Source organism: Xanthobacter sp. DMC12, from assembly GCF_056314105.1.
On record NZ_JBQUYZ010000001.1, the window covers coordinates 1,618,505 to 1,631,866 of the forward strand.

Sequence of the window (13,362 nt, forward strand, 5' to 3'; positions counted from 1 at the left end):
TGAGGCCGCGATGGCAGGGGGCGCGTTCGGATGACCGTCGATCCGATCCACCAGTTCGAGATCAAGCGCTATGTCGACCTGCTGAACTTCAGCAGCGTGCAATTCTCGTTCACGAACGCCGCCGTCTTCATGTTCGGCATCGTGGCGATCATCTTCTTCTTCCTCACCTACGCCACCCGCGGCCGCACTCTGGTGCCGGGCCGGGCCCAGTCTGCGGCGGAGATGAGCTACGAATTCATCGCCAAGATGGTGCGCGACAGCGCCGGCAACCAGGGCATGGTGTTCTTCCCCCTGGTGTTCTCGCTGTTCATGTTCGTCCTGGTGGCGAACGTGGTGGGGCTCATTCCCTACACCTTCACCGTCACGGCCCACCTGATCGTCACCGCCGCCCTGGCGCTGCTGGTGATCGGCACCGTCATCATCTACGGCTTCTGGAAGCACGGCACCCACTTCCTGCACCTGTTCGTGCCGTCGGGCGTCCCGGGCTTCCTGCTTCCCTTCCTGGTGGTGATCGAGGTCGTCTCGTTCCTCTCCCGCCCCATCAGCCTGTCGCTGCGTCTGTTCGCCAACATGCTGGCAGGTCATATCGCGCTGAAGGTGTTCGCCTTCTTCGTGGTGGGCCTCGCCTCGGCCGGTGTCGCCGGCTGGTTCGGCGCGACGCTGCCCTTCCTGATGATCGTGGCGCTCACCGCGCTGGAGCTTCTGGTGGCGGTGCTGCAGGCCTACGTGTTCGCGGTGCTCACCTCGATCTACCTCAACGACGCGATCCACCCGGGTCACTGATCCGGACGTCGCCTCGCCGTTCCACCGGTTTCCCCAACACTCGAGTTTTTGAAGGAGCAGTCCATGGATCCCGCAGCTGGTAAGTTCATTGGTGCCGGTCTCGCCTGCCTCGGCATGGGTCTCGCCGGCGTCGGCGTCGGTAACATCTTCGGCAACTTCCTCTCCGGCGCCCTGCGCAACCCGTCGGCTGCCGACGGCCAGTTCGCCCGCGCGTTCATCGGCGCCGCGCTCGCGGAAGGTCTCGGCATCTTCTCGCTCGTCGTCGCCCTCGTCCTGCTGTTCGTGGCCTGATTTCAGGTTCGCGACGACAGAGGCATCCCGGGCGCCTGGCGCCCGGGCGCAGTGATTGACAACCTGTGCTTGAGACACCCTTGTCTTGACAGGTGCGAAGGCGGGCAAGCCATGATGAAGTCGTGGAAAGTGACTGTCGCGCTGGCGTTTGCGGGTGCGGTCCTGATGGGCGCTCCCGTCTCGGCGGCGAGCGATCCAGCCGGCAAGCCGGCGACGGTCGCGCAGGCGGCTCCGCCCACCGGCGCTGCCGGGCATGGGACCCACGAGCCTGCCGCCGCAGTTCCCGGAGCGGGACACGCGGATGCGGGCCATGGCGGCGGGGCCGAGCATGGCAGCAAGAGCCATTTCCCCCCCTTCGATGGCACGACCTTCGCCTCGCAGCTGCTGTGGCTCGTCCTGAGCTTCGGCCTGCTCTATTTCCTGATGAGCCGTATCGCCCTTCCGCGCATCGGCCGCATCCTGGAAGAGCGCCACGATCGCATCGCCGACGATCTCGAAGATGCGGCGAAGCACAAGGCCGACAGCGAGGCCGCCCAGGCGGCCTACGAGAAGGCCCTCAACGAGGCCCGCGCCAAGGCCAATTCCATCGCTGGCGAGACGCGCAACCGTCTCAGCGCCGAGCAGGACGCCAACCGCAAGTCGCTTGAGGCGGAACTCGCCACCAAGCTTGCGGCGGCCGAAGAGCGCATCACCTCCACCAAGACCGAAGCCCTGACGCATGTGAAGGGCATCGCCGTGGACGCCACCGGCGCCATCGTCTCCACCCTCATCGGCACGAGCCCTGCTCAGCACGAGGTGGAACAGGCCGTCGACAGCGCCCTCGCCAAGAAGGACGCGGCCTGACGGTCGTGCTGCCCGCCCGCCTTAAAGGTCGCCGGGACCGGAATTCCGAACGCGCCGATCGGTTTGCGTTCTTGACAAGACCCTGACGTTTCAACGTCGCGCAGGCCCGGACCGGGCGGTCGCAGACGGACCCGAGGACGACGTTATGAACGAGATGTCACTGGCTGAACTTTGGGTCGCCATCGCCTTCGTGGTCTTCGTCGGCATCCTGATCTATGCCGGCGCCCACCGCGCCATCGCTTCCGCGCTCGATAGCCGCGGCCAGCGCATCTCTGCCGAGCTGGAAGAAGCCCGCCGGCTGAAGGAAGAGGCGCAGAAGCTGGTGGCCGAGTTCAAGCGCAAGCAGCGCGAGGCCGAGGCCGAGGCGGAGTCCATCGTCACCGCCGCCAAGGCGGAGGCCGAGCGCCTCGCCGCCGAGGCGAAGGCCAAGCTTGAGGACTTCGTGTCCCGCCGCACCAAGATGGCTGAGGACAAGATCGCCCAGGCGGAGCATCAGGCCGTGGCCGATGTGAAGGCCATCGCCGCAGAAGCCGCCGCCAAGGCCGCCGAGGTTCTCCTCGGCCGCGCCGCGACGGGCGACGTGTCCGACCGCCTGATCTCCAACGCCATCGGCGAGGTCAAGGCCAAGCTGAACTGAGCGTCGGCGCTCCGTCCTCCCGAAAGGCCGCCTTTGGCGGCCTTTTTCAATTTTGGCGCCGCTCATGCTCCTTGCGCGCCGTCGCCGAAGATTCCCAGGCGCCTTTGGTCGAAAGACCTGTGGCCAGCCGCCCCGGACAGTCGCGGAAGCGTGGCCGGTCTGCGGACGCCTTGATTGAGCCGCCGGCCTGGTCCATTGCTAGGGCATGTGGCGCGCAGCGGAAACACATGCTTCCCAGCCCGGACCTGGCCGGCAGAGCGGTCACGTCCGTGGGCGGACGAACCCGTTCGCCGTGCTGGTGCTCGCCCTCCTCACCGGCGTGCTACTCTGCGCCGATGCTGGCCGCCCGGCCTTTGCGCAGAACGATTTCTTCTTTTTCCTGCGCCCCCCGGCCAACGTCCCGCGCGGCAATCCGCAGCCCCAGCAGCGTCCGCAGCAGCAACGCCCCCCGCAGAATTCCGGCTGGTGGCCCTTCCAGCCCCAGCCTGATCTCCTGCCGCCGCCCCAGCAGGCCAAGCCCCAGGCACCGGCCGAGCCGACCGGCGTGGTCTATGGCTCCGCCGACGCTGCGAGCCAGGGCAAGCGCGTGCCGCCGAGCCAGTTCGTGCTGGTGCTGGGCGACCGCCTCGCCGGACAGCTTGCGCAGGGCCTCGCCGATTCGTACGTACCCGACCGCCAGCGCATCGCCATCATCGACAACACGGTCGATGAGAGCGGCTTTCTGCCGACCCCTGTCGACTGGCTCTCCCGCCTCCCCGACGCGATCGCCGCGGCGCGTCCCTCCGTGACCGTCGTGGCCTTGGGCTCGGACGACCTCCAGCCCATCAAGGACGGCGACGCCCAGGCCCAGCCATTGACCGAGCGCTGGAACGAATTGTACGGCAAGCGCGTGGACGAGGTGCTGGCCGCACTGCGCGAGAAGGCCGGGCGGGTCATCGTGGTCGGCGTCGCCCCGGTCGCCAACGGCCAACTCTCCGATGACTATGCAAAGCTGAACGAAATTCTGCGCGCGCGGGTCGCGCGGGCGGGCCTCACCTTCGCCAATGTCTGGGACGGCTTCGTCGATGAGGACGGAAAATACATGGCGAACGGCCCGGCAGTGGACGGCCAGCGCCGGCGCCTGAGGTTCAACGACGGCGTGCGGTTCACCCGCGCCGGCGGACGAAAGCTCGCGTTCTTCGTGCAGAAGGACATCAACCGCATGTTGGAGGAGAGCGGCGGAGCCCGTACGGCACCGACGCCTGATGCCACGAGCGGGCCGGAACGTCCCTCCGCGCTCGCCGGCGCCCCGGTCACTGGCCGCGATGCCCGCCAGGAGCCGCTTCAGGTGTCCGCGGGTGCTGCCTCCGCGGCGAAGGTCCTCAAGGATGGCGTCGCTCCGCCGCCCGTCCGCGGGCGGGCCGACGATTTCACCTGGCCGCCCCTTGGCGCAGAGCCCGCCGCTGCTCCGCCAGCGCGCTGACCGCCCCTTTCATTCCGACGGCCGACCCTCTGCCGCAGCGCGGCAAAATCCGCTTTTCAAAGCCGGAGCGCCGCTTTACCGATTTGAGGGAAGAAGTGCGGGCGCCGCCCGCCGCATCGGTCGAGGAGCCGTCATGTCCGAGGGAATTTCCGCCGCGTCCATCCGTCCGCGCCGCAGCGTCCTCTACATGCCCGGCTCCAACGCCCGTGCGCTGGAGAAGGCGCGGACCCTGCCCGCGGACGCGGTGATCCTCGACCTCGAGGATGCGGTCGCGCCAGACGCCAAGGTGGAAGCCCGCGGCCGCATCGTCGAGACGGTGAAGGCCGGCGGTTTCGGGCCGCGTGAAGTCGTCATTCGCATCAACGGCCTCGACACGCCGTGGGGGCCGGATGATCTGGAAGCTGCCGCATCCGCCACGCCGGACGCGATCCTGCTGCCGAAGGTGCAGTCGGTGGAACAGCTCGTCACCGTCGGCCGCCGCCTCAAGGCGCTGGACGTGCCCGCCACCACCCGGGTCTGGGCGATGATCGAGACGCCCCTGGCGATCCTCGACATCAAGTCCATCGCCGCCGCCGCGCAGGACCCGCTCACCCGTCTCTCGGTATTCGTGCTGGGCACCAACGACCTCGCCAAGGAAACCCGCGCCGCGCTAGTTCCCGGGCGCGCACCCATGGTGGGCTGGCTGAGCCTCGTGGTGGCCGCCGCCCGCGTTTATGGCGTCGACGTGCTCGACGGGGTGTGGAATCAGTTCCAGGACCTCGATGGCTTCAAGGCCGAATGCGCCCAGGGCGTCGAGTTCGGCATGGACGGCAAGACGCTCATCCATCCGAGCCAGATCGAGCCCTGCAACATCGCCTTCAGCCCGCCGGAGGCCGACGTGGCCCGCGCCCGCGCGATCATCGCCGCCTTCGCGCTACCCGAGAACGCCGGCAAGGGCGTCATCACCCTCGACGGCCGCATGGTGGAGCTGCTGCACGCGGAGATGGCCAAGCGCACCGTGGCGCTGGCCGACGCCATCGCCGCCCGCGTCTGAGCGCGCCATGGACACGTCTGCACCGGCCAGGCCCGCCCCCCTGCACATCGTCATGCTTGCCTATCCGGACATGGCGCAGCTCGACCTGACCGGGCCGTTCGAGGTGTTGGCGCGCCTGCCCGGCGCGAAGATCGACATCGTCTGGAAGGCGAGCACCAAGCCGGTGAAGGACGTGGCAGGCCTCGCCATCATGCCGACGGCCGCCTTCAAGGAAGTCCACGGCTGCGACGTGCTGTTCGTGCCCGGCGGCCCGGGGCAGCTCGAACTGATGGAAGATCGGGAAACCCTCGGCTTCCTGCAGGAGATGGCCGCCGGCGCGCGCTATGTGACGTCCGTCTGCACCGGATCGCTGATCCTTGGCGCGGCGGGACTGCTCAAGGGCTACCGGGCCACCTGCCACTGGCTGTCTCTCCCGCAGCTGGCCCATCTCGGTGCCATCCCGGTGGAGGAACGGGTGGTGATCGACCGCAATCGCTTCACCGGCGCTGGCGTTTCCTCCGGCATCGACCTGGCTCTGGCGCTGGCGGGCGAGATCGCCAGCGAGGATGAGGCGCGACGCATCGCCCTCGCCATCGAATACCAGCCCGAACCGCCCTTCCCGCCCCGCGACAAGGAGGATCCGCGCCTCGTCGACGAGGTGAGGGGGCGGACGCAGGGCTTTCAGGACAGGCGTGATGCCGTTGCCCGCCGCATCGGCGCGCGGCTCTGACACCTTAAGGGGGACTGACCCATGAAGCTTTATCGCTATCTCACCGGCCCTGACGACGCCGCCTTCTGCAAGCGCGTGTCCGCTGCCCTCAACCGGGGCTGGCAGTTACACGGCGCGCCGACGCTGACCTTCGACACCGCGCAGGGCCGCGTCATCTGCGGCCAGGCCATCGTCAAGGAAGTCGAGGGCGAGTGGTCGGACGACGTGGTCCTCTCCGAGCACTGAGATTGCCGGCGCGGAGGGCGCCTGAAAGACCCGACGGCGGATCAGGCCGCCGTCGCCTCGGCCGCTGCGGCGTGGCCCGGCATGAGGACGATGGAGACATCCACCTCGTCGCCCGCCTCGCGGAATTCCCGCTTCACCGACTCGGTAAGCTTGGCCACCACGGCGCGGGCGCGGGCCACCGTCCAGTCGCTCTCAAAGCCGAGATGCAGCTCAACGAACATCTTGCCGCCGAACTGGCGGGTGCGGATGTCGCCCAGTTCGTCGAAATCGTCAAAGTGGGTGGTCAGCACCTTGAGGATGCGCAGCTGCCCCGCCTCGTCGATGGCTTGGTCGAGCAGCGAGGCCACCGAGTTCGAGAGCATGGCGTAGATGTTGTAGATCATGAACCCGATGACGACGAACGAGCCCAGCGGGTCGAGGTAGTACAGGATCGGGATGTTGTTGAAGATCGACAGGATCACCGTGACCGTGAACACCGAGCCCGAGGCGATGGCCGAGACGAGGTGCACGCGGGCCTGAGCGGCCAGCACCGGCGAATGGGTCTCGTGGGCGAGGCGGGTCGCCTTGCGGTTCAGGATCACGTTGCCGATCACCGCCAGGGCCGCCACGAAGAGGCCCAGCTCGGCGCCGTCCACGCCCTCTGGGTGCATCACGCGGATGATGGCGCGGGTGCCGGCGATGACCACCAGGATGGTCTGCAGCAGCGCGATCATCAGTTCGGCGAGGTTTTCCAGCTTGCCGAGGCCATAGGCATATTTGCCCGCGTGCGCCTTGTGGGCGAGCTTCAGCACCAGCCAGCAGGCGGTGAGCGCCGTGAGGTCGAAGGAGGTGGCAAGCAGATCGGTGAGGATCGCCGCCGAATTGGTGAGCGTCGCGGCAAGGATGTAGAAGGGGAACAGGCAGGCCGTGAAGATCATGGCCTGAAACGACAGATTCTGGCTCGCCGAACCCGACACGAACGCCCCCTCTTTCCGCTGCGCCCTCCGGAGCGGCCCAGCACCCCACCGGAATGCCCCCATGAGGACCATGAGGGGGGCATGCGTCAAGCCGAACCGGCATTCCGGCCGCAATTCGGCACCTTCTCCCTTCGGCCTGTTGCGTCGCACCCACGCGCTCTGCAACATGCGCCAACAAACGGGGGGACCCTAGATGAGCAAGACCAACCGGGGCAATTTCTTCGAGGATTTCAGCGTCGGCCAGGTGATCCGCCACGCAACGCCGCGCACCGTCACCGTGGGCGACGTGAGCCTCTACAGCGCCCTGTATGGCACCCGCTTCGCGGTCCAGTCGGCCGATACGTTTGCCCAGGAGATCGGCTATCCCGCCGCGCCGGTGGACGACCTGCTCGTGTTTCACACGGTCTTTGGCAAGACGGTGCCGGACATCTCGCTCAACGCAGTGGCCAACCTCGGCTATGCGGGCGGACGCTTCCTCGCCCCGGTCTATCCGGGTGACACCCTCACCGCCGTCTCCGAGGTGATTGGCCTCAGGGAGAATTCCAACGGCCAGAGCGGCGTCGTCTATGTCCGCTCCGTGGGCTTCAACCAGGACGGCACCGAGGTGCTGGACTATGTGCGCTGGGTGATGGTGCGCAAGGCCGACCCGTCCCTGCCCGCGCCGGAGCCTGTGGTGCCCACCCTTCCGGCCGCGCTGGCGCCCGATGCCCTCGGCGGCGCCGTGCCGGTGCTCGATATCGAAGGCTGGCGCTTCGACCTCTCCGGCTCGACCGCCCGCTTCAGCGACTATGCGGTGGGCGAGCGCATCGACCATGTGGACGGCATGACGGTGGAGGAGGCGGAGCACATGATCGCCACCCGCCTTTACCAGAACACGGCCAAGGTGCACTTTAACCAGTTCACCGAAGGCCAGGGCCGCTTCGGCCGCCGGCTGATCTACGGCGGGCACGTGATCTCGATCGCCCGCGCCCTGTCGTTCAATGGCCTTGCCAATGCCTTCCACGTCGCCGCCATCAATGGCGGCCGGCACGTTGCGCCGCTGTTCGCGGGCCTCACCGTGCATGCCTGGAGCGAGGTGCTGGACGCGCAGGAGCTGCCGGGTCGCGACGATGTGGGCGCGCTGCGCCTGCGTACCGTCGCCACCAAGGACCGGCCGACCGCCGATTTCCCCTTCAAGGCGGAGAACGGTGATTACGACCCGAGCGTGATCCTCGATCTCGACTACTGGGCGCTGATCCCGCGCTGACCGGTCGCGCCGGACGCCGCCCCGGCCGAGGTCGTGGGCGGCACAGCGCTTGCCCCTTGCGGCTTAGGAGCCGGCGGCTTCGCGTCCGCCGGCTTGCTTCCGTCGGCCGGACCCGAGGTCGGCGCAGGTGACTTCGGCGCAGCGCCGGATGTGGCCGGCTTGGGCTTCGGCTTGCGCGGCGGCACGGATGGCACGGCCGCCGGCAAGCCGCCATAGACCGACATGAAGCGCCAGACTTCCTCGCCGGCATCGATGTCGTGGCTGCGTAGGCCGAGGAAAGGCGTGGCGAGATCCGGCTTCGTATCCACCATGGCCGGGGACTGGTGGCCGCCGCGCTCAATGGTAATGAGCTCCACGGCGCTGCCATCCCGACACCCTTCCCAGCGGCGCAGCTCGGCCGTGGTGCCGTCATCCGGGGCGAGGTCGGGCAGTTTGGTGGTCGTGGCCGGCCCGCATCCGTCGAGAGCGGCATAGAGGCGTGCGCTGTCGGGTGCCGAGAGGGTCGAGCCCAGCGGCGTCCAGAAACCCGCATAGCCGATCACCGAATCCGCCGTGCCGTGAATGAACTGGATGGAGACCGGCTTCGACGGCTGGCACTCTTCCTTATAATTGGCGGGGGCGGTGGACATGATCGCCGAATAGGCGGCGAACAGCTCCGCATACTCGCACGCCATGCGCTGCACCATGAAGCCGCCGTTCGAGATGCCGGTGAGATAGATGCGGTTGGGGTCGGCGATGCCATCCGAGGCGAGGCGTCGCGCCAATGCCACGAGGAACGCCACGTCGTCGCCCGGCCGCAGCATCATCTTGAGCCGCATGGCCGCTGGGCGGCCATCGTTCCACGTGCGCCCCTCGCCTTCCGGATAGACGGCGACGAATCCGTGTTTAGCCGCGGCGGCGTCGAGGCCGAAATAGGCGCGGAAGCTTTCCGGGGTCTGCGCCGCGCCGTGGAGCGCGATCACCGTGGGCGCAGGCGTCGTGACTCCCTCGGGCGTCAAGACGACGTAGCGGCGCGTCTCTCCGTTCACGGAGAGCCTGAGGTCCTTGACCGATTCCGCATGGAGCGGAGCAGATGCCGACCAAAGCAGGAACAAAAAGAGACTCGCAAGGAACATCCAGCTGCCAGCGGCGCCCCGCCGCAGCCACGATTGCCACACGCCTAAAGTCGGAGCGTCAGGGGCCAGTCGGCGGCAGACAAGGGCGGCAAAGACCGTCATGGGCGCAATAAGCCTCTTGAAACAATGAGATTTTATCGCAGTCGCCGCCCCTGCGAGCAGGTGCAGGCTTGCCTTGCGAATACGGCGGCGGCGGGGCGGAGGTGTGTCGCCACGGCCACACAAGCGGCGGCTCCGCCGTATTTTTGATCTAGATCAAACTGAACAGGGCCTCTCGGGAGGAAGTGTTTCCCATCAGTTATCTCAAAGGGCTTGTGGGAGCGGGGCATGTCGAAGCTCGGACTTGGTATCATTCTCGCGGCGGGGCTCAGCGCCCTGGTTGCCGGCAGCGCGACCGCCGCCGATCTGTCCACCCCGGTGTACAAGGCGCCGGCGGTGGAAGAACCCCTCAGCCCGTGGCAGATCCGCGTGCGCGCCCTCTACGTGCTGCCTGAGAACGGCGGCTCGGTGACCGGCGTCCCGTTCTCCAACCTCACCTACTCGAGCGCGGTCGTTCCGGAGCTCGACATCTCCTACTTCTTCACCAAGAATATCGCCGCCGAACTGATCCTCGGCGTGACCCCCCACAACATCTACGGTGCCGGCACCCTCACCGGTCTCGGTCAGGTCGGCAAGGTGTGGCTGCTGCCCCCCACCCTCACCCTGCAGTACCATTTCACCGACTTCGGCCCGTTCAAGCCCTATATCGGCGCCGGCGTGAACTACACCGCCTTCTTCAGCCAGGAAGCCACCAACCCGGCCTTCTCCTCGCTGAAGGTCCAGGACGCGTGGGGCCTTGCCCTGCAGGCCGGCTTCGACTGGATGATCGACCGCCACTGGGGCATCAACGTCGACGTGAAGAAGATCTTCCTGCAGCCCGACTTCCTGCTGCAGACGGTGGGCGGCACCTACCTCCAGGGCGGCGCGGACCTCAACCCCTGGATCTTCGGCACGGGCGTGACCTACCGCTTCTGATCGCCAGATCCAGACCCAACCCAGAAAACGCCGGGCTCGCCCGGCGTTTTTTTTCGTCTGCGCTTGGAGCCTACGGACGGCTGATCCTTCGCCCGCCTGATGCGATGATGTCGCGGGCGCTGCCCCGCGATGCGCGATCTGCCTGGCGGGGCGTTGGCACCGCAGCAATCGGCGGCTACAAGCGCAGGCATAGGACGATCATCCAATTGCCGGCCGCTGCGTATCGGTCTTTAAAGCCGCCCAAGGTGCTTTGGAATCGTTGCGAAGAGACGACGATTGAGATACCTGATCGATCGATTTTTCAGGAGGAGGCCCCATGGCCGACAGCCCTCAGCGCATTGATCGCCCCCTTTCGCCACACCTACAGATTTACCGTCCGCTGTTCACGATGATGATGTCCATTGTGCATCGCATCACGGGCGTCGGACTGTATTTCGGCACGGCGATCCTGGTTTGGTGGCTCCTCGCCGCGGCGACGTCCCCAACGGCCTATGCCACGTTCAGCGCGGTGGCAGGTTCACCCATTGGCCTCCTGGTGCTGTTCGGCTTCACCTGGGCGCTGCTGCACCATGCGCTCGGCGGCGTGCGGCATTTCTTCTGGGACTTCATCCACGGCTTCGGCCCGCAGGAACGCGTGCTGCTCGCCAAGGCCACCCTGGCCGGCTCGGTGGTCCTCACCGTTGTCGTCTGGATCATCGGCCTCGCGCTGAAGGGCTGAGGAGAACGCCATGAGCACCCCCCATTCCGGTCACGCGCCCGTTCGCGCCACCATGCGCACCCCCCTCGGCCGCGTCCGCGGGCTTGGCGCCGCCAAGTCAGGCACAGAGCATTTCTTCATGCAGCGCCTCACCGGCGCGGCGAACCTGCTGCTCTCCATCGCCTTCATCATCATCGTGATCTCGGTGGCCGGCCAGAGCTACGCTGCGGCGCGCGCGACGCTCGGCCATCCGCTGGTGGCGGTCATCATCCTTCTGACGCTGCTTTCTGTTACGACCCACATGCGCATCGGCATGCAGGTGGTCATTGAGGACTACGTGCATACGGAAGGCCTCAAGGTGCTGCTCATCGTGGCCAACACCTTCTTCAGCATTGCCGTTGCCCTCGCCGGCGCCTTCGCCGTGCTCAAGATCAGCCTGGGAGGCTGACACATGGCCGATACCGCAACGAACGGGGCCGCCGCGCCCGGCATCAACGGCGCCGCCTACCCCATCGAGGATCACACCTACGACGTGCTCGTGGTCGGCGCCGGCGGCGCGGGCCTGCGGGCGGTGGTGGGCTGCTCCGAGGCTGGCCTGCGCACCGCCTGCATCACCAAGGTGTTCCCCACCCGCTCCCACACCGTGGCCGCCCAGGGCGGCGTCGCCGCCTCGCTCGGCAACATGGGCGACGACAAGTGGGAATGGCACATGTACGACACCGTCAAGGGGTCGGACTGGCTGGGCGACCAGGACGCCATTGAATACCTCGTGCGCAACGCGCCGGCCGCCGTCTACGAGCTGGAGCACTGGGGCGTGCCCTTCTCCCGCACCGAGGACGGCAAGATCTACCAGCGCCCGTTCGGCGGCATGACCACGCATTTCGGCAAGGGCACCGCCCAGCGCACTTGCGCCGCGGCGGACCGCACCGGCCATGCCATGCTGCACACGCTCTATGGCGCGGCACTGAAGCATCAGGCGGAATTCTTCGTCGAATATTTCGCCATCGACCTCATCATGGATGAGGAAGGCCGCTGCCGCGGCGTGGTGGCCATCAAGCTCGACGACGGCACCATCCACCGTTTCCGTGCGCACCTCACCGTGCTCGCCACCGGTGGCTACGGCCGCGCCTATTTCTCCGCCACTTCGGCCCATACCTGCACCGGCGACGGCGGCGGCATGGTGCTGCGCGCCGGCCTGCCCCTGCAGGACATGGAGTTCGTGCAGTTCCACCCCACCGGCATCTACGGCTCGGGTTGCCTCATCACCGAGGGCGCCCGCGGCGAGGGCGGCTACCTGACCAATTCCGAGGGCGAGCGCTTCATGGAGCGCTATGCCCCCTCGGCCAAGGATCTCGCCTCGCGTGACGTGGTGTCCCGCGCCATCACCATGGAGATCCGCGAGGGTCGTGGCGTCGGCAAGGCGAAGGACCACGCCTTCCTCCACCTCGACCATCTGGACCCCGCCGTCCTCCACGAGCGCCTGCCCGGCATCTCGGAGAGCGCGAAGATCTTCGCCGGCGTGGACGTGACCCGCGAGCCGATCCCGATCCTGCCGACCGTGCACTACAACATGGGCGGCATTCCCACGAACTATTACGGCGAAGTGCTCGACAAGCGCGCCGGCGATCCGGACAAGGTGGTGCCCGGCCTGATGGCCATCGGCGAGGCTGCCTGCGTCTCGGTCCACGGCGCCAACCGCCTCGGCTCCAATTCGCTCATCGACCTCGTGGTGTTCGGCCGCGCCGCCGGCCTGCGCGCGGCGGAGCTGGTGAAGCCCGGCGAGAAGCACCGGCCCCTGCCGGAGAACAGCGCCGAGCTGTCGCTCTCCCGCCTCGACAAGTATCGCTACGCGTCCGGCGGCACCCCCACCGCCGAGCTGCGCCTGTCCATGCAGAAGGTGATGCAGAACAACTGCGCCGTCTTCCGCACCGGCGAGGTGCTCGAAGAGGGCAAGAAGCTCATCCACGACGTGTTCAACGCCTCGAGCGACATCGGCGTCACCGACCGCTCGCTGGTGTGGAACTCCGACCTCATCGAGACGCTGGAATACGAGAACCTCATCTCGCAGGCCATCGTCACCATGGAGAGCGCCGCGAACCGTCAGGAAAGCCGTGGCGCCCATGCCCGCGAAGACTTCCCGGACCGCGACGACGTGAACTGGATGAAGCACACGCTGGCCTATTTCGACCCGGCCTCGGGTGCGGTCCGCCTCGACGACCGTCCGGTGCATACCTACACGCTGTCCAACGACATCCAGTACATCGAGCCGAAGAAGCGCGTGTACTGAGGCCCCACCTGGGCCCCACTCGACCGCGCGCGCTAGGGCAAACGCCCGCCGCGCGCGGCCATGG

Annotated in this window: 15 protein-coding genes; 13 read left to right on the forward strand and 2 right to left on the reverse strand. The window is 67.3% G+C overall.

Annotated elements, in window-relative coordinates:
• Nucleotides 1-30: 30 nt before the first annotated feature.
• The 8 genes from ACT535_RS07425 to ACT535_RS07460 all read left to right on the forward strand — a co-directional run bounded on the left by ACT535_RS07425 (nt 31) and on the right by ACT535_RS07460 (nt 5,983).
• Nucleotides 31-783 (forward strand): F0F1 ATP synthase subunit A, encoded by a 753-nt coding sequence (locus tag ACT535_RS07425; RefSeq protein ID WP_168459915.1) that lies wholly within the window; start codon nt 31-33, stop codon nt 781-783.
• A gap of 63 nt (nt 784-846) precedes the next feature.
• Nucleotides 847-1,074 carry a F0F1 ATP synthase subunit C gene (locus ACT535_RS07430; RefSeq protein WP_024280371.1) on the forward strand — a complete coding sequence of 76 codons (228 nt, stop codon included), beginning with the start codon at nt 847-849 and terminating at the stop codon, nt 1,072-1,074.
• Nucleotides 1,075-1,185: 111 nt separating this feature from the next.
• Complete coding sequence (locus ACT535_RS07435) at nt 1,186-1,917, forward strand: F0F1 ATP synthase subunit B (protein ID WP_476363869.1); 732 nt, start codon at nt 1,186-1,188, stop codon at nt 1,915-1,917.
• A gap of 154 nt (nt 1,918-2,071) precedes the next feature.
• Nucleotides 2,072-2,554, forward strand: coding sequence for a F0F1 ATP synthase subunit B family protein (locus ACT535_RS07440; protein WP_168460339.1), 483 nt, complete (start codon nt 2,072-2,074; stop codon nt 2,552-2,554).
• A 292-nt stretch (nt 2,555-2,846) separates the two neighbouring features.
• Entirely contained in the window at nt 2,847-4,016 is a 1,170-nt protein-coding gene (locus tag ACT535_RS07445; protein ID WP_476363870.1) for an SGNH/GDSL hydrolase family protein, read from the forward strand.
• Between the two features lie 133 nt (nt 4,017-4,149).
• A complete protein-coding gene (locus ACT535_RS07450) occupies nt 4,150-5,049 on the forward strand; it encodes an HpcH/HpaI aldolase/citrate lyase family protein (protein WP_476363871.1) in 900 nt (299 codons plus the stop codon).
• Nucleotides 5,050-5,056: 7 nt separating this feature from the next.
• A complete protein-coding gene (locus ACT535_RS07455) occupies nt 5,057-5,758 on the forward strand; it encodes a DJ-1/PfpI family protein (RefSeq protein WP_476363872.1) in 702 nt (233 codons plus the stop codon).
• A gap of 21 nt (nt 5,759-5,779) precedes the next feature.
• Nucleotides 5,780-5,983: a DUF1737 domain-containing protein gene (locus ACT535_RS07460; RefSeq protein WP_168459919.1), complete on the forward strand. Its 204-nt coding sequence runs from the start codon at nt 5,780-5,782 to the stop codon at nt 5,981-5,983.
• Between the two features lie 41 nt (nt 5,984-6,024).
• Here ACT535_RS07460 and ACT535_RS07465 read toward each other — a convergent pair whose 3' ends face one another.
• Entirely contained in the window at nt 6,025-6,939 is a 915-nt protein-coding gene (locus ACT535_RS07465) for a cation diffusion facilitator family transporter (RefSeq protein ID WP_168459920.1), read from the reverse strand.
• Between the two features lie 193 nt (nt 6,940-7,132).
• On the opposite strand from ACT535_RS07465, the gene ACT535_RS07470 reads away from it, so the two are divergent.
• Nucleotides 7,133-8,185: a MaoC family dehydratase gene (locus ACT535_RS07470; protein ID WP_168459921.1), complete on the forward strand. Its 1,053-nt coding sequence runs from the start codon at nt 7,133-7,135 to the stop codon at nt 8,183-8,185.
• On the opposite strand, the gene ACT535_RS07475 is transcribed toward ACT535_RS07470, so the two are convergent.
• Nucleotides 8,161-9,213, reverse strand: a complete 1,053-nt coding sequence (locus tag ACT535_RS07475; protein WP_476363873.1) for a CE1 family esterase — start codon at nt 9,211-9,213, stop codon at nt 8,161-8,163. The two genes, ACT535_RS07470 and ACT535_RS07475, sit on opposite strands and share 25 nt — an antisense overlap.
• A gap of 414 nt (nt 9,214-9,627) precedes the next feature.
• Between ACT535_RS07475 and ACT535_RS07480 the strand changes: the two genes are divergently transcribed.
• The 4 genes from ACT535_RS07480 to sdhA all read left to right on the forward strand — a co-directional run bounded on the left by ACT535_RS07480 (nt 9,628) and on the right by sdhA (nt 13,298).
• Nucleotides 9,628-10,314: an OmpW/AlkL family protein gene (locus ACT535_RS07480; protein ID WP_168459923.1), complete on the forward strand. Its 687-nt coding sequence runs from the start codon at nt 9,628-9,630 to the stop codon at nt 10,312-10,314.
• Between the two features lie 316 nt (nt 10,315-10,630).
• Entirely contained in the window at nt 10,631-11,032 is a 402-nt protein-coding gene (gene sdhC, locus ACT535_RS07485; protein WP_168459924.1) for a succinate dehydrogenase, cytochrome b556 subunit, read from the forward strand.
• A 10-nt stretch (nt 11,033-11,042) separates the two neighbouring features.
• Nucleotides 11,043-11,459 carry a succinate dehydrogenase, hydrophobic membrane anchor protein gene (gene sdhD, locus ACT535_RS07490; RefSeq protein WP_476363874.1) on the forward strand — a complete coding sequence of 139 codons (417 nt, stop codon included), beginning with the start codon at nt 11,043-11,045 and terminating at the stop codon, nt 11,457-11,459.
• 3 nt (nt 11,460-11,462) lie between these two features.
• Nucleotides 11,463-13,298 (forward strand): succinate dehydrogenase flavoprotein subunit, encoded by a 1,836-nt coding sequence (gene sdhA / locus ACT535_RS07495; protein WP_168459926.1) that lies wholly within the window; start codon nt 11,463-11,465, stop codon nt 13,296-13,298.
• The last annotated feature ends 64 nt before the right edge of the window (nt 13,299-13,362 follow it).